The organism is Commensalibacter sp. Nvir (assembly GCF_963921845.1).
GTDB lineage: Bacteria > Pseudomonadota > Alphaproteobacteria > Acetobacterales > Acetobacteraceae > Commensalibacter.
The window spans coordinates 19,944-36,316 of sequence record NZ_CAWUGZ010000040.1; the positions used below are offsets into that span (position 1 = coordinate 19,944).

Genomic DNA, 16,373 nt, shown 5'->3' on the forward strand with positions numbered 1-16,373 from the left:
AAGGACCATCAATGAAAAGCCAATGTTTTAACGATAAATCGAGCTTATCACGCAGATCTTTTTTATGTGCAACGGGGGGAAGTTTATTTCTTTCTGCTTGCGGTCATAAAGATCATAAATATATATTGGCAGGTACACGTATAAACGTTTTTAGCTCGGGCGCAGGATTGATGGTCGATATGGACGACCATACACCGATTACAATTTCCCCACCAATAACAGAAACCAAATGGATGCTCGAAGGGCGTGTACCAAGCCATGCTTCCATACATAGCGCCATTGGTGGGGTACGAAAACAGTGGAGTTGCAGAATAGGTTCTGGTAATTTTGAACCCAGTTTTTTATCCTACGTTGCTCTTGGTTCAAAAGGTAGGGGAATTATCAATACCACCCCTGTTGTTGAAAACAATCGATTTTATACGGTTGACGCCATTGGAAAAGTGACTGCGTTTGACTGGAGGACGCAAAAAATAATTTGGCGTATGGACCCTAGAAAAAAAGGATCAAAATCAAGCAATTTAGGCGGAGGAATTGGTCTAACGGATGAAGCACTTTATGTAGTTGACGGGGTAGCCGAAACTTTAAAGCTGGACAAACATACGGGTAAAATCATTTGGCGTGTAAATGTGGGGACGCCTGGTCGTTCTGCCCCAACTATTGTAAACAACCAAGTGTTTTTTGGTACCATTAATGGAAGTTTATTTTGTTTAGACACGAAAACTGGCAATCAAATTTGGTCTTATCAAACCGATAATGTACAAACAAAAATTTTTGGGCAACCTGCACCTGCGTATTATGATGGAATAATAGTAGCTGGTTTTGGTTCAGGCGATTTAGTTGCACTGCGTGCAGAAACCGGTGAAGAAATTTGGACGGATACCCTAGGTAAAGGAGGACGAGACAGTTCAACCGATTTTAACGCAGTTAGTGCGTTACCAGTAATTGTTGACGGCACGGTTTATGCGATAAGTGTTGGGTCTGTATTGGTAGCAATGGATGTTCGTTCAGGTAGACGGTTGTGGGAGAGAGAAGCTGCAGGACAAAATGCACTGGTTATCAATCAAGATTGGTTGTTTGTTCTTTCACTTGATCAACAATTGGCTTGCCTTGATCGCATTACTGGCCGAGTACGCTGGGTTACGCAATTGCGTCGGTTTAAAAAAATAAAAAAATCAAAAGGACCCATTGCCTGGTATGGTCCTTTTTTAGGAGGCGGGCAACTCATCTGCATCAGTGATTGTTTTGAAAATGGTATCATTACCGTTGATCCTGCGACAGGAAAGGTGACAAAAATTATAAAAACAGATATTGTTCCAGCTTTTGCCCCATTAATTGTCAACAAACATTTGTTGGTTGTTGGTCAAGACGGTAAATTAACTGCATTTGGTTAGGAAACAATTCAGGTGTCATTATCCACTAAATCTTTGCCTATTATCGTTATTGCTGGACGCCCTAATGTTGGCAAATCTACACTTTTTAACCGTTTGGCTGGTAGGCGTTATGCCATTGTCAGCGATCAACCTGGGGTAACGAGAGATCGAAAATCTGTTGATATTATTCTCAGAGATCGTCCAGTCACGTTGGTCGATACAGCAGGGTGGGAAGAAGATGATCCAGAAACACTATTTGGACGCATGAAACATTCCTCAGAACAAGCCGTTATCAATGCAGATATTATTGTGTTTTGTGTGGATGCTAGGGCTGGAATTACCCCAGCTGATGAACATTTTGTCCATTGGCTAAGAAAACAAGATCGTAAAATTGTCCTTGTCGCAAATAAAGCTGAAGGTCATGCCGGGAATTTAGCCGCTCTTGAAATGTATAGTTTTGGTCTGGGGGAACCCATACCCGTTTCGGCAGAGCATGGTGAAGGAATGGTAGATCTCATTGATGCCCTCACGGACAATTTACCCGCACAAGAATTATTTGATAACACCGAAAAAAATGAAAAAAAACCTTTGAAAATGGCTATTGTTGGCCGTCCGAATGCTGGAAAGTCGACTTTGATTAACCAACTATCAGGCGAACAAAGGGTGATTACAGGACCAGAAGCAGGCCTAACAAGAGACTCTATTTCTGTTTACTTAAAAGACAAACAAGGCGAGATTGAACTTGTTGACACCGCGGGACTTCGAAAAAAAGCACGTATAGATGAATCCCTTGAGAAAATGTCTGTTTCCTCCAGCATTGAAGCCCTAAAAATGGCCGAAGTGGTAGTGTTGGTAATTGATGCTGAGTTAGGGTTGCAAGAACAAGATCTCCAAATTGCTCGACTTATTGAACGAGAAGGACGTTGCTGCGTTTTAGCATTAAATAAATGGGATAAATTAAAAAATAAGGAAGCTGTAAAAAAAGAAATTGTTGATCGTATAGAAATTTCTTTGTCACAAATGAATGGTATTTCTGTTGTAACCTTCTCGGCACTTACAGGAAAAAATACTCATAAATTAATCCCTGCCGTTCGTAAGGCATATGAAATATGGAATAAACGCATAGCGACTGGGGCCTTAAATCGTTGGTTTGAAGAGGCTTTATCTAAACACACACCACCTATGGTTGATGGCAAACGATTAAAAATACGTTATATTACGCAAATTAAGGCTAGACCGCCGACGTTTATTTTATTTGGGACTCGCACCTCTAAACTTCCTGTTGATTATCAACGGTATTTGGTAAACAGCATGAGAAGCCATTTCGAAATGCCAGGCACACCTATTCGATTGCAATTAAGAGATAGCAAAAATCCTTACGTTTCTGAAAAAAATTAATTTTCTATATTAAAAAAGTTAACATAGCAATTATAACTAATTATTGTAAAACAAATCCTATCTTATTTTGATCTATTCGTTTAAATCGAAAAAAAGTTTGGTATTTAATATAATTTTGTTAAATCTCTGAAAAATAATATTTTTTTTGCACAAATTGTGTTAACATCAACACGATTTAACCATAGTTTAGCCCTAATGATTATATGATGTAACGGTTGAATTCAAGTCGATAACAAAGGTCTAACGTTTTAGCAAAAGGATATATAATATGTTTAATACCAAACTATATCTGTCCGCAATGGTTGCAAGTGCCTTGAGTATTGGGAGTATAGGAACAGTCATCGCCCAACCCGTTGACGCCCCTCCACCCCCACCTTTTCATAAACCTTCCATGTTTGGACCCGAGGTTGGTCCTCTTGGAATGATTTTTAGAGGAGTAAATTTAAACAAAGATCAAAAAGATCGTATTCATGACATTTTGAACAAAGCTAAATCTGAAGAAGAAAATGACCGCGCAGCTATGGAAGCTATCCATAATCAACTTGCCAACATGTTACTTTCAACAGACAAAGTGACTGAAGACACTTTAAAACCTATTATGGATAAACAAGATACTCTTGAACAATCTATGAAAGCAAGGCAATTAAAAACCCTTTTAGCTCTTAGAGATGTCTTTACTCCTGATCAATTAAATCAAGCAAAAATGCGTTATGAAAAATTTAGAGAAATTAAAGGCCAAATGAAACAATTGCATATGAAAATGCACAATTTGGACGGAGATATGTCTCAAGAGTCTTAAACTTTATATGAATGGTTTTCAAATCGCCTGGTATGCAGTTTATACAGGCGATTTTTATATGCGTAATAATATAATTACTACTTTTATTACGTTCTAGGGCTTTAAATATTTTTATTTAAAATTTAAGGAATTAACTTATATTTTTAGTAATTAGAGCACTACTAAAAATATCGAGGTCAAAATATTATGCTAATTATCTTTTTTTATTTTTTATTTGGATATTTTTTGATACTTTACGTTCACAATATGCTAAAGAAAAAAAAAGAACTGAATATTTTTTCTTCATTCATAATCATTATAAAAAGCTTTGCATTGTCTTTTTTGTTATTTTTAATAATTGGAATTGGATTGACTGTTTTTTTGCTTTTGGCAGTAGGGTTATTGCTTAAGCTATGAATCTTTAGTGCTTTTATGATCTTGTATTTCACAAATTGTGTTATATTTTCAATATTCATAATGTTTGCTTTAAAATTTTTTTATAAAAAATCTTATATATAAATTCCTGAATATAGTTTTTATTGACAAGCTTTTTTTAATTTACTAGTCTACTGATAACGCATAAAAACGTCACCTCGCGAAGGTTCGCGCAGTGACGCATTTTTTATTGCTCAAATTGCATAAGGATACCGCACGTGTTTGATCGTTTATCTGGTAAATTTTCTGGTGTATTTGATGGATTGTCAAAACGTGGGGCTTTGTCTAAAGAAGATGTTAACGAAGCCATGCGTGAAATTCGCCTGGCTATGTTAGAGGCTGATGTTGCCTTACCTGTGGTTAAAGATTTTGTAAACCGTGTTGAAGAAAAATCCGTCGGACAGGAAGTTTTACATAATATTTCTCCAGGACAAGCTATTGCAAAAATTGTTAACGATGCGTTGATCGAATCTTTAGGAGGTTCTGGGGCAGTTGCTTTAAATTTAAATGCCGTTTCTCCGATACCTTTTTTAATGGTTGGATTACAGGGGTCTGGTAAAACAACGACTTCTGCAAAAATTGCCTATTATCTTAGCCGGAAAGAAAGAAAAAAAATATTATTGGCTAGTTTGGATACTTATCGACCTGCGGCACAACTGCAATTGCAACAGCTTGCCCAGCAAGTAAAAGTTTCTTCTTTACCTATTATTGACAAACAAAATCCAGTTGACATTGCTGAACGCGCAATGGAAGTAGGTCGCCGCGAAGGGTACGATATTGTCATTTTGGATACAGCTGGAAGACTGTCTATAGATGAAATTCTGATGCAAGAAGTCCAAACTATAAGAGACATTGTCAGCCCTGCTGAAACGTTATTGGTTGTCGATGCAATGACTGGACAAGATGCTGTTCATACCGCCAAAAGTTTTAATGAAAAAGTAGGTGTGACAGGCGTTATTATGACGCGCATGGATGGTGATGCCCGTGGTGGTGGTGCATTATCCATGCGGGCAGTGACGGGTGCCCCTATTAAATTAGTAGGGGTCGGTGAAAAGATTGACGCTTTGCAAGAATTTCATCCTGAACGCGTTGCAAGTCGTATTTTAGGTTTGGGCGATATTGCTGGCTTGGTCGAAAAAGCCAGTGAAACGCTTGATCAAGAAGAAAACGAACGTCTTGCCAAAAAAATGCTTAAAGGAAAGTTTGATTTGAATGATTATTCTGCTCAAATTTCTCAAATAAATAAAATGGGTTCTCTTTCAAACATTATGGATATGATCCCCGGTATGGGAAAAATGAAAGAAAAGCTTGGTAATAAAGATTTAGACACCTCGATCTTCAAACGTCATCAAGCCATCATCTCATCTATGACTAAACATGAACGAAAACAACCTGCAATCATAAAAGCTTCAAGAAAAAAAAGAATTGCAGCAGGATCAGGCACTAGCGTTCAAGAAGTTAATAAATTGTTAAAACAATATGATCAAATGGCTTCTATGATGAAGCGGTTTAATAAACTTGGCGTTAAAGGATTGATGCGCCAAGGGTTATCCGCGCTTTTACCTAAAGGAATGAACCCACCTTCTGGTGGTGGCATGAACCGATAAATTTTTCTTAATTATAATTTGATATGTGGAGATAAACATTCAATGAGCCTTAAAATTCGTCTGTCCCGTGCGGGATCAAAAAAACGTCCTTACTATCACATTGTTATTGCGGATAGTCGTTCACCCCGTGACGGTCGTTTTATTGAAAAAGTTGGATCTTATAATCCAATGTTACCCGCAGACCATATGGACAGAGTACGTCTCACCAATGAAAGAATTACACATTGGCTCTCTCAAGGCGCAAAAGCAACCGACCGTGTAGCTCGCTTTTTAGGAAAAGCTGGATTAAGTGATAATTTTGTTTATCATGAACAACCTAAACAATCTTTGCCAAAGAAAAAAGCACAAGAGCGTGCAGAAGCCGCTGCAAAGAAAAATGAAACTACGGCGAGTGTTTAAGTTATTTAATAGGTCATAAAAGTGACACGCTTGATGGATGGGCCATTAATTCACGTAGGAACAATAGGTAAACCGCACGGTGTTGGTGGTCATGTACATGTGCATTCTCATATGGAAAACTCCAAAGATTTGCAACGTTTTGGCGAGTTGGTGGATGACCAGGGATGCTGTTGGTTTTTGACGTGGCTTCACAAGAATGTTGCCGTGTTATACGATGCTGATCATAAACCTGTAACCCATAGGGACGAAGCTGAAAAACTGGTTAATCGCAAATTATTTGTGCATAAAAACCATTTACCTGTGCTGGAAAAAGAGGAGTATTACTTTAATGACCTGATTGGTTTAACTGCCAAAATATTAACCGATAAAGGAAAAAAGAACCCTTTAGGTAAAGTGGTCATTATTCATGATTACGGGGCAGGCGTAAGTCTCGAAATAAAAGATTTACATGATCATTCGTTTCTTATTCCTTTTACTAAAAAATGTGTCCCTACTATCAATATCAAAGAAGGATACATTATTGTAATTTTACCTAATGAAGTTGAAGTTCCATATGCTGTCGATGGAAAAAGTCAATGACATGGCAGGTTGATATTCTAACGCTGTTTCCTGAAATGTTTCCTGGATTTTTAGAATTTTCATTGTCAGGAAAAGCTCTAAATCGTGGCGAATGGAGTTTTTGCACACATGCTTTGCGTAATTTCGGATTAGGAAACCATAAAGCTGTTGATGACACCCCATTTGGAGGGGGTGCAGGTATGGTCATACGACCCGATGTCTTGAGTTTCGCTTTGGAAGCAACACAACCTAAAGACAACCGGCCTATGGTGTATCTCTCTCCAAAAGGTAAATTATTAACTCAAGCATCAATTCAGCATTACGCTTCAGGTCCAGGGGTGTATCTTATCTGTGGTCGCTACGAAGGGATTGATGATAGGGTGTTAAGGCATTACCCTATCGAAGAGGTGTCCATTGGGGATTATATTCTTTCAGGTGGTGAACCAGCTGCGTTAATTTTTATGGATGCATGCATTCGTTTATTACCAGGCGTTATGGGATCTTTGCAAAGTGGTGTAGAAGAAAGTTTTTCTAAAGGGTTATTGGAATATCCTCATTACACCAAACCGGCTGTTTGGGAAGGTAAACATGTCCCAGATATCCTTAAATCTGGAAATCATCAAGCAATTGCCTTATGGAGAGAAAAACAAGCACAGTTAATTACTCAGGAGCGTAGACCGGACTTATGGGAAAGGGTCGCTAACGTTAACAAATAATTTTTTCTAAAATGTTAGAGTTGTTACTCAAGACATTAAACTAAAGTTAATATCTTGCAAATATAAGGAATAAGATTAATGAATATTATTGAAACATATGAATCTGAGGAAATAGCTCGTTTATCCTCAGAGCGAAGCATTCCTGAATTCTTTCCAGGGGACACCATTCGTGTCGATGTGAAAGTTGTTGAAGGTGAGCGTAAGCGTATTCAAGCGTACGAAGGTGTTGTTATCGCTCGTTCAAACAAAGGATTAAACAGTAATTTTACCGTTCGCAAAATATCAAATGGTGAAGGGGTCGAACGTGTATTTCCATTATACTCTCCTACAATTTCAGCTTTGACTGTGATACGTCATGGTCATGTACGTCGTGCGAAATTATATTATTTACGCGGTCGTAGCGGTAAATCTGCACGTATTGCTGAGCGCAGCCGAGACGTAAAGAAAGTTGTTACCGCTCAAAATTGATATTTAATTCTAGTAAAAAATATTAATTTCTTTTTTTCGTTTATAATATTTATTGTTTTTTACAAAATTATTATCTGGTATTTTTATAAAAAAATACCAGATAGTTTATTTATATCATTGTTTAGAGAAAATGACGTATGTATGCACTTATCTGATAACTTATCAAATAAGTATAGAGTTAAATAATTTTTAGACAACTCTCTGCTATATTTTTCAGTGCTTACTATTTTAATTTAAAAATTAGTAATTCAAAAGCCATTGTTAAGGTAACCGATATAATTTAAGACAATTCGTGCGCCTTCCTTACAATTATTAATTAAGCTTACTTCCACATTTCATAGGTAAAATCAATTATAAAAAAAGAAAAACAAGTTTTAAGATAAAATAGTAGAGTAACTTTCAGAGTTTGTTCCATTACCTGGTGGATATCTTAGTATTTTTTACATACCAGTAATGATATTTTAGACGCGTTATCTCAAGCATGCGCTTTTCTTTAAATTGCTTAATAAAAATGCAAGACAAGGAACGGCGAACAAAAAGTTATTTGAAGAAGTGGCATCTTTGATTCGCTCTTGGTATGCTTAAGTGGCGGTTGGTTGCTGGCATGTTGCTCACTTTCTGCAGGTCGGTTCTCATAATTATACAAAATTTACGCTGCTAAGCTTAAGCTATAAATAATGGGCAACAATCGTAATAAAACGCCAACAACAATTGCGGGTGGCGCACAGACTCAGCATCTAGAGTATTACATTTTTTTTTATTATACCAAAATTGTCTATAATATTTTAATCGTCAGCGATGACGAACTGATTTCTCATATACGTGTTTTTTACAGCACGAGTAAAAATGGTGGTTGAGCCACAACAAGTTGTCTGAGATTTGCCACGACAATAGCTCAAAGAGATAACCTAAAAGGTAAATATATCAGCATGATGGTAAGCGACAAAAATGTTGAAATAGGTTATTGTAGTCAACTACTTGCAGGTTAAGAATGGAAAGAAGATATATCGCCCGCATATAATAATTCTTTTATATTGCTATCTTTACCCCATACCTAAAAACTGACGTGATAAGTAAAGGTTTTTACATAGAATAACGAAAGAGAACATACTCATATGTTCCTCAAGATATTCTAAATTGACGTCTTTGTTGACAATATTTTTGAGGAAAATGCTATTGCTATTTTATTATTCGAGAATTGGTTTCTAAGTCTGCTTATTGATTTGTTTATGGAGGTCTAATAGACGATTTTTGAAGGTTTGCTTTGACACGTGTATCTTTATTTTGCTCGTGATGTGCAACAATGATTTTTATTAAAAGCCTATTCGTTACGGAAAATATGGATAACGTTGTAAGTTTATAAAAAGTGATCGTGTTGCCAAACGTTAGCCTAACAACCTTCTCCTATCAACGTGATAAATCCTACCTTACCCCCATTACAAGTTGGGTTGTTGTTTGTAATGTTTATAAACTTCTTAGAGCATAAATTTTTCTTTTTGACATCGTTCTGATATGAAATTAAATGTCATAAAAACAAAGCAAAGGAATGAATATCACAAAAAAATGAATAATCGATGACACATAATTCTTTTTATACCGTCAAATTTTTGTATGATTCAAATCATGATCTAGGGAAGGTGTGAAAGGAAATATCATGCGTTGTATTGACTCCCTCCGGATTGAAAATAATCGATTGAAATGGCGTTATAATGGGCTCAGCCTCCATATCATTCCATGGGGTGAGAACGGATTACGCGTGATCGCAGGCTATGACGGGACCCTGGATGCGGTTCCTTTATCTGCGCTACTTGACATTGAAGATCACCCCGCAATTTTTAGTGAATCCGAGACTGCGATTACAATCCAGAATGGGACGATTTCGGCGCGAATTGATATGCAAGGGAGATTGGAATTCAGAGACCAATCCGGTAAGCTATTATTAAAAGAAATGTGGCGTCAACGCGATACGAGGAACACTTTTTGGTCCGCTGGATCCGAGTATCCCGAAACAATCAGTGCTTTGAAACTTCCTGGGCGTGATTTTAAACCTTTGGCAGGCAATGCCTCGCAAATTACGGTATCTTTTGAATCTGATCCCGATTAACGAATATATGGCATGGGACAATACCAACACCCTTTTTTAAATGTTAAAGGATGTACGCTTGAACTGGCCCAACGAAATTCACAAGCATCGGTGCCCTTTATGCTATCCAGTTTGGGCTATGGGTTTTTATGGAATAACCCTGCCGTTGGTGACGTAACCTTTGGGCGCAATGTCACTCGGTGGACATCTCGTGCCGCCACTTATATGGATTACTGGATCACAGCAGGCGATTCTCCAGCGACACTGCTGCATAATTATACTCGGGTTACGGGAACCGTTCCCATCTTGCCTGACTACGGATTGGGTTTATGGCAGTCCAAACTCCGGTATCGGACACAAGAGGAATTATTGCAGGTCGCTAGAGACTATTATCGCCGAAGAATTCCACTTTCCGTTATTATCGTGGATTTTTTTCACTGGCCGGTTCAAGGAGATTGGCAATTTGATAGCAAGGAATGGCCTGATCCTTACGCTATGACTCAGGAACTCAAAGCCATGGGCATTGAACTCATGGTATCGGTATGGCCTACAGTGGATTATCGGTGCAAGCATTTTACAGAAATGAATGAAAAAGGCTATTTAGTAAATACACTTAAAGGCATGAACATTACGTTTGATTGTCTCGGGAATTCCCGTTTTATTGATGTTACCCATCCCGATGCCAGAGATTTTATCTGGAAAAAATGTCGAGAAAACTATCTCAAAAAAGGCGTTCGTTTATTTTGGCTTGATGAAGCCGAGCCTGAATATGTTGAATATGATTTTGATAATTTTAGGTATCATATCGGGGATACACTTGAAAAAGGCAACAGTTACCCCTTGCATTACGCCCAAGCTTTTTATGAAGGCTGGCTAGCTGAAGGCGAAACCAACCCCGTTAGCCTTGTGCGCTGTGCATGGGCGGGAAGTCAACGCTATGGGGCCTTGGTATGGTCCGGTGATATTCAGTCTTCATGGGATTCAATGCGCAGCCAGCTGTGTGCAGGGTTGAGCATGGGGTTGGCGGGAATCCCGTGGTGGACTACCGATATTGGTGGATTTCATGGTGGCCATGTGGACGATCCCAATTTTCACGAATTGTTAACCCGGTGGTTTCAATGGGCGGTATTTTGTCCGGTGTTACGCATGCACGGGTATCGCGATCCTATAACCGAACCTGAAACCCCGTTTAGAGAAGGCATTCCCCAATGCGACACGGGTGCTGGTAACGAATTGTGGAGTTTTGGGGAAAAAACCTACGCTATTCTGGTTCGATTTACCACATTGCGCGAAAAATTGCGTCCTTATATTCGAGATTTGATGCAGCAGGCCCACCAGACAGGTGCACCCTTAATGCGCCCTATGTTTTATCACTATAGTACCCAAGCATTAAGTTGGACGATTGAAGACCAATATCTCTTTGGTCGCGATGTTCTCGTTGCACCTGTCATGAAGGCCCATCAAAACCAGCGCCAGGTTTGGTTACCAGAAGGAGAGACATGGGTGGATATGAATTCTGGTCAAGTCTTCAATGGTGGAGGTTTCATTGATGTTGCAACCCCATTAGAAATCATCCCTATATTTATACGACAAAACAGTCCCGTCCTTGGATATCTCGATCACCAATACTAACCTGAGCATAAACGATGGCCCTTCATGTTACGGATGATCTAGCGATTGATCCGGTCGCTAATGATGAGATCCAATTAACACTTTTGGAAAAAATCAGTTATGGATGTGGGGACGCTGGAGGGACCATTGTAACCAGTTTAATCTCAAACTTCCTCACATTTTTCTACACTGATATTTTTTTACTTACTCCGGCTATTGTGGGAACTTTGTTTCTGGTTTTACGCGTAATGGATGCCATTTCTGACCCACTTATTGGGATTATCGCCGATAGAAACCATTCAAAAAAAGGGCAATTTCTTCCTTTTGTGCTTTGGACGGCAGTGCCCCTAGGACTAATTTTAGTCCTAACCTTTACCGTGCCCGATATTGGGGCTAAATGGAAAATTTTCTATGCATTTGCAACCTATTTTGCGTTGGCTTTTTTATACTCATTAAACAACGTTCCGTATTGTGCACTGATCACTAGACTCACTACTCATCCACAAGAATTAATAACTTGTCAATCTTATCGCTTTATACTATGTGGCAGTGCGGGTTTTGTCGTGACCGTAGGACTACCGGTTATGGTTTCATGGTTGGGTCAAGGCGATCGGGCTAAAGGCTATCAGTTTGGCGTGGGCTTGCTATCCATGGCGGCAGTGGTGTGCTTTATAATATGCTATTGCGGGGTAACTGAACGCATTTCGACGTCGACAAACCAGGCGTTTAGCGTGAAAGCCAGCTTAAAGAGTATTGCTAAAAATGATCAATTAATACTTACCTTTGTCATGTCTCTTCTTTTGATCAGTATCTTTAATACCAAAGGGGGCGCTGCGCTTTATTTTATTACCTATGTTTTACATGGTGATGCGGAATATACGTCGTTATTTTTCGGTATGGCTACATTGGGAGGGGTCGTCGGCTCTGTTGTAGTAACGTATTTTACACGATATTTTGAAATCCGCCGCATTTATTTTGTGGTTAATATCATCTTAGCTATAGCGCACTTTGGCGTTTGGTTTGTACCCGCCTACAATACCACCGTCTGGTTATTACTAGTTTTTTGCTGTTGTGTCGTGATGGGGTTTATCCTGCCAATGCATTTCACGTTGGTGGCTTTCGCAGATCAATATGGCAGATGGAAATCGGGAACCCGTGCTTCGGGAATGAGCTTTGCCTTTAATCTTTTTTTTGTAAAACTAGCCTGGGCGGTTGCTGGAGTGATCCTCAGCGTCACGCTAAGCCTAATTTCTTATCGAGCTGGAGTCGATCATCAAACCCCTTTATCGTTGTTCGGGATAAAGCTACTTTCTACGGTAATTCCTGGTGTGCTTCATATGCTCTTGGCAATTGTCGTTTATTTTTTTCGTATTGATAATGCAATGGAAACAAAAATGCGTCAGGAGATGGCTTTGCAACCTTAAATTTAGGATAAATTTGAATACAATTTTATATAAAAATTAAGTAGAGTTAATGCTCATTAAATCTAAAATGATTGAATGACCAAAGCATTATACTGACTCTTCACTAACGAAGTACAATCAAGCAACCCTAATGTATTGCATTAAACCTATGAGTGAAATCATAAAATAAATTAGCACAAACATTGCCATTTAAGAGCCGTGGGCTAGGCACAGAATGAAAATAATAAAAGGGGATTTGTGGGTAACACTTTAAAAGCAATGCATTCATTAAAGAATCAAAGACTTATGGGTAAATGAAGCTCAGCGAATAGAGACGTATTTAATACGTCTCCTTAACGACGATCACCCAGACTTTTCTAAGAGTTACAACAGTAAGTTTAGTTTAAACGAAGCAAAACAAGTCAAAACGCTATATCAGCGTATAAAAGGTAAGGGTTGACACCATTATACCTATATAATCGCGATAAAAAGCCGCGATCTTAAAATCCTTCACGTTCAATACGTTTTCGTTCCATTTTTCGGGCACGTCTAACTGCCTCTGCAGATTCCCGAGCACGTTTTTCTGATGGTTTTTCATAATGACGTCTTAACTTCATTTCACGAAAAATCCCTTCGCGTTGCATCTTCTTTTTTAAAGCTTTCAACGCTTGATCAATATTATTATCCCGAACCAGAACCTGCACTTGGTTGTCATCTCCTACATTATGTAATTAAAGTAACAAAGTTTAATGATAAATAATTGCAGTAATCGTCATGATTAAAGCGATCGTGTTCAAGACCTATACTCTATTTTGATGAAAAAAGAAATAAAATATTGTATCATCTTCGAGTTTTTTGAGAATTTAAAGAGAGGTTTTTTGAAACATACGTTGATTAGTAAAGTGCCACTTTCAAAACCAGGCGAAGAACTTCTTTTTCTTAAAGAAAAAAAGTTACGATTAATACAAGATATTCTTTTTTTTATTCATTATGAAGCGACAAAGCTCATGAAGCCTGTGCTTAAATTTTATCATATTGGGCATGCACACCATCGACTTATCCAATTTATTTGCAATTATCCAGGAATAAGTATTGGAGAAGTACGTACATTATTGGGTATTACGAAACAAAGTTTAAATCGTGTGTTAAACGAACTGGTAAAGTTGAACTACGTTGAAATTAACATTGATCAAAACGATAAACGAAAAAAAAGACTTTATTTAACAAAAAAAGGACAAATCATAGAACACAAATTATTTTTAATCCCCAGACAACAGTTTCTCAGAGCGTTTAAAGATCCTCAAAACAATAACCATATTGAAGGATTTCAACAAATTCTCTATTCCATGTTAAACTCGGACGACAAAAATCTGCTTAACCATTGTCACTATCCTAGTTAAAGCGAGAAAATAATGTGTGATAAAGATAACCCTCTTTCTTCTATGGAAAATATCTTACATGTATTGATTATTGATGATGATCAACGGTTAAGAATATTACTCAAACGTTACTTAAGCGAAAATGGATTTAGAGTTAGTGGAGCATGTTCAGCCAAGGAAGCAAGAAATTTACTAGATTTTATTAAACCAGATGCACTTATCCTTGACATTTCAATGCCAGGAGAAGACGGTTTGGAACTTACTAATTTTTTAAGAGAAAACGGGAACGATCTTTTAATTATATTGTTAACGGCCAGAGGTGATCCAGAAGACAGAATAATTGGTCTAGAAGCAGGTGCGGACGACTATTTAGGTAAACCATTTGAGCCAAAAGAACTTTTGTTAAGGCTTAAATCTCATTTTAGAAAAAAATCTAATGTTTCTAAAGAACTTAAGCTTAGCCCAATACGGCTTGGTTCTATGGAATTTGATCCTGTACTTAATGTTCTTAAGACAAAAACAGGGCTCGTTCATCTAACAAGTGGTGAAATTGATCTTTTGAGGATTTTTGCTTCACATCCTAATACAATTTTATCTCGAGAAAAAATAATGAAACAAATAGGATTGGAAGAAATAGGAGAACGAGCGGTTGATGTACAAGTAACGCGTTTAAGAAAAAGAATAGAAATTGATCCAAAATGTCCGAAATATTTACATACGGTTAGAGGAAAAGGGTATATCTTAAAACCTTATTTTTGAAAAAAATGATTAGGCACTCGAGAAACATACAAAACATTTCTTTCTATAAATATATTATAGAGAAAACAGCAAGGCGTTTACTTCCTCGATCCTTACTGAGCAGATCTTTAATCATCATCACTATTCCTTTAATTATTATTCAAATTATTTCCATAACACTTTTTTATGGTAATTTTATTAGCACTGTCTCACGAAGGTTATCTGATTCATTGACCAATGAAATTAGTTTTGTCGTAAATCAATTGGATAGTGCGCCGGAAGTTAACTATGTATCTATCATTCAAAACGCTAAAACTTTTTTATCATTCAATGTAACCTGGCATCCCCATACACAACTAGATTCTCCTAAATTAAAAAAACATTATAATCCAGAGCCTATCAATGAATTCTTGCATAACTCTTTAAAAAATCGTTTGAATAAACCTTATACTACAGATTGGGATAGTAACGAGGACCAACTCATTATTTATGTTCAACTCGTAAATGGATTGGTTAAAATTTCAGTACCTAAAAAAAGAATGTTCGCAGGAGATATTTGGCTTTTTATAGTCTGGGTAGTAGGTAGTGGCATCATATCCTTTTTAATTGCTGGTATTTTAGCCTGGGTGCAATATCGAGCTATAAGACATTTATCCAAAGCGTTAGATAAATTTGGTAAGGGAAGAGACCCTGGCCATTTGATGCCTGTGGGTTCTAAAGAGTTAAGAAGAGCAACGGCAGCATTTAATGTAATGAGAGAGCGTATACAACGGTTTATCAAACAACGAACGGTTATTCTTGCGAGTGTATCTCATGATTTGCGTACTCCTCTAACGCGCCTGCGATTAAGCCTCGCTATGATCCCCCAGACAGGATTGATTAAGGCAAAAGAAATAGAAAATGACGTTAAAAATATGATTTCTGATATCGAAGAAATGGAACATATGATTTCTGGTTATTTATCTTTCGCACGGGGGGAGGGAACTGAGGAACTCAGCATGACTGACGTCATGCTTTTAGTAAAAGAAGTTATTCATGCTTCTCTTCGAAGCGACAAAACATTTATTTCAATTAATTTGCCACATTCATTGTCCGCTATACCTTTGAGAGCAGGAAGTATACGACGCGTCCTTAACAATATTTTGGATAATGCACAACAACACGGGGGAAAGATCAAGTTTTCGGTAATGGAGACAAAACAATCTCTCTATTTTATTGTTGAAGACGATGGCCCAGGAATACCCTATGATAATAGAGAAGAGGTATTTATACCGTTTAAATCACATAGTGCTCTAAATGGTAGTGGCTTAGGTTTGGCAATAGCTAAAAATATTATTCAAAGTCATGGGGGAGATATTATTTTATCGGATAGTCTTTCACTAGGAGGTCTAAAAGTACATATTACACTACCAAAATAATAAATATTTAAA

Annotated in this window: 16 protein-coding genes; 15 read left to right on the plus strand and 1 reads right to left on the minus strand. The window is 37.7% G+C overall.

Annotated elements, in window-relative coordinates:
- Nucleotides 1–11: 11 nt before the first annotated feature.
- From AABE15_RS03175 to AABE15_RS03230, 12 genes are all read left to right on the plus strand, one after another.
- Complete coding sequence (locus tag AABE15_RS03175; protein ID WP_338329833.1) at nt 12–1,391, plus strand: PQQ-binding-like beta-propeller repeat protein; 1,380 nt, start codon at nt 12–14, stop codon at nt 1,389–1,391.
- A 12-nt stretch (nt 1,392–1,403) separates the two neighbouring features.
- A complete protein-coding gene (der, locus tag AABE15_RS03180) occupies nt 1,404–2,768 on the plus strand; it encodes a ribosome biogenesis GTPase Der (RefSeq protein ID WP_338329834.1) in 1,365 nt (454 codons plus the stop codon).
- A 268-nt stretch (nt 2,769–3,036) separates the two neighbouring features.
- Nucleotides 3,037–3,567, plus strand: a complete 531-nt coding sequence (locus tag AABE15_RS03185) for a periplasmic heavy metal sensor (RefSeq protein ID WP_338329835.1) — start codon at nt 3,037–3,039, stop codon at nt 3,565–3,567.
- A 632-nt stretch (nt 3,568–4,199) separates the two neighbouring features.
- Nucleotides 4,200–5,588 (plus strand): signal recognition particle protein, encoded by a 1,389-nt coding sequence (gene ffh / locus AABE15_RS03190; RefSeq protein WP_338329836.1) that lies wholly within the window; start codon nt 4,200–4,202, stop codon nt 5,586–5,588.
- Nucleotides 5,589–5,630: 42 nt separating this feature from the next.
- Complete coding sequence (gene rpsP, locus AABE15_RS03195; RefSeq protein ID WP_338329837.1) at nt 5,631–5,987, plus strand: 30S ribosomal protein S16; 357 nt, start codon at nt 5,631–5,633, stop codon at nt 5,985–5,987.
- A gap of 21 nt (nt 5,988–6,008) precedes the next feature.
- Nucleotides 6,009–6,566 (plus strand): ribosome maturation factor RimM, encoded by a 558-nt coding sequence (gene rimM / locus AABE15_RS03200; RefSeq protein WP_338329838.1) that lies wholly within the window; start codon nt 6,009–6,011, stop codon nt 6,564–6,566.
- On the plus strand, nt 6,563–7,261 hold the full coding sequence (gene trmD, locus AABE15_RS03205; RefSeq protein ID WP_338329839.1) for a tRNA (guanosine(37)-N1)-methyltransferase TrmD: 699 nt from the start codon (nt 6,563–6,565) through the stop codon (nt 7,259–7,261). The genes rimM and trmD overlap by 4 nt, the downstream gene beginning before the upstream one ends.
- A 78-nt stretch (nt 7,262–7,339) precedes the next feature.
- On the plus strand, nt 7,340–7,729 hold the full coding sequence (gene rplS, locus AABE15_RS03210; protein ID WP_338329840.1) for a 50S ribosomal protein L19: 390 nt from the start codon (nt 7,340–7,342) through the stop codon (nt 7,727–7,729).
- A gap of 677 nt (nt 7,730–8,406) precedes the next feature.
- Nucleotides 8,407–8,586, plus strand: coding sequence for a hypothetical protein (locus AABE15_RS03215; protein ID WP_338329841.1), 180 nt, complete (start codon nt 8,407–8,409; stop codon nt 8,584–8,586).
- 797 nt (nt 8,587–9,383) lie between these two features.
- The gene (locus AABE15_RS03220; RefSeq protein WP_338329842.1) at nt 9,384–9,833 is read left to right on the plus strand and encodes a hypothetical protein; all 450 of its coding nucleotides are present in this window, start codon (nt 9,384–9,386) and stop codon (nt 9,831–9,833) included.
- Between the two features lie 12 nt (nt 9,834–9,845).
- Complete coding sequence (locus tag AABE15_RS03225) at nt 9,846–11,444, plus strand: TIM-barrel domain-containing protein (RefSeq protein WP_338329843.1); 1,599 nt, start codon at nt 9,846–9,848, stop codon at nt 11,442–11,444.
- Nucleotides 11,445–11,458: 14 nt separating this feature from the next.
- A complete protein-coding gene (locus AABE15_RS03230) occupies nt 11,459–12,847 on the plus strand; it encodes an MFS transporter (RefSeq protein ID WP_338329844.1) in 1,389 nt (462 codons plus the stop codon).
- A 479-nt stretch (nt 12,848–13,326) separates the two neighbouring features.
- On the opposite strand, the gene rpsU is transcribed toward AABE15_RS03230, so the two are convergent.
- Nucleotides 13,327–13,530: a 30S ribosomal protein S21 gene (rpsU, locus tag AABE15_RS03235; protein WP_338329845.1), complete on the minus strand. Its 204-nt coding sequence runs from the start codon at nt 13,528–13,530 to the stop codon at nt 13,327–13,329.
- A 174-nt stretch (nt 13,531–13,704) separates the two neighbouring features.
- On the opposite strand from rpsU, the gene AABE15_RS03240 reads away from it, so the two are divergent.
- The 3 genes from AABE15_RS03240 to AABE15_RS03250 are packed head-to-tail and all read left to right on the plus strand — an operon-like array spanning nt 13,705 to nt 16,361.
- Entirely contained in the window at nt 13,705–14,226 is a 522-nt protein-coding gene (locus AABE15_RS03240; RefSeq protein ID WP_338329846.1) for a MarR family transcriptional regulator, read from the plus strand.
- Between the two features lie 12 nt (nt 14,227–14,238).
- A complete protein-coding gene (locus tag AABE15_RS03245; protein WP_338329847.1) occupies nt 14,239–14,964 on the plus strand; it encodes a response regulator in 726 nt (241 codons plus the stop codon).
- A 5-nt stretch (nt 14,965–14,969) separates the two neighbouring features.
- Complete coding sequence (locus AABE15_RS03250) at nt 14,970–16,361, plus strand: ATP-binding protein (RefSeq protein WP_338329848.1); 1,392 nt, start codon at nt 14,970–14,972, stop codon at nt 16,359–16,361.
- Nucleotides 16,362–16,373 lie beyond the last annotated feature (12 nt).

Bases quoted from the DNA above. Each gene is read 5' to 3' on its own strand.
- rplS (WP_338329840.1), top strand. From the start codon at position 7,340: ATGAATATTATTGAAACATATGAATCTGAGGAAATAGCTCGTTTATCC.
- AABE15_RS03230 (WP_338329844.1), top strand. From the start codon at position 11,459: ATGGCCCTTCATGTTACGGATGATCTAGCGATTGATCCGGTCGCTAAT.
- trmD (WP_338329839.1), top strand. From the start codon at position 6,563: ATGACATGGCAGGTTGATATTCTAACGCTGTTTCCTGAAATGTTTCCT.
- AABE15_RS03175 (WP_338329833.1), top strand. From the start codon at position 12: ATGAAAAGCCAATGTTTTAACGATAAATCGAGCTTATCACGCAGATCT.
- AABE15_RS03225 (WP_338329843.1), top strand. From the start codon at position 9,846: ATGGGACAATACCAACACCCTTTTTTAAATGTTAAAGGATGTACGCTT.
- AABE15_RS03185 (WP_338329835.1), top strand. From the start codon at position 3,037: ATGTTTAATACCAAACTATATCTGTCCGCAATGGTTGCAAGTGCCTTG.
- rpsP (WP_338329837.1), top strand. From the start codon at position 5,631: ATGAGCCTTAAAATTCGTCTGTCCCGTGCGGGATCAAAAAAACGTCCT.
- AABE15_RS03250 (WP_338329848.1), top strand. From the start codon at position 14,970: ATGATTAGGCACTCGAGAAACATACAAAACATTTCTTTCTATAAATAT.
- AABE15_RS03215 (WP_338329841.1), top strand. From the start codon at position 8,407: ATGGGCAACAATCGTAATAAAACGCCAACAACAATTGCGGGTGGCGCA.
- AABE15_RS03220 (WP_338329842.1), top strand. From the start codon at position 9,384: ATGCGTTGTATTGACTCCCTCCGGATTGAAAATAATCGATTGAAATGG.
- AABE15_RS03245 (WP_338329847.1), top strand. From the start codon at position 14,239: ATGTGTGATAAAGATAACCCTCTTTCTTCTATGGAAAATATCTTACAT.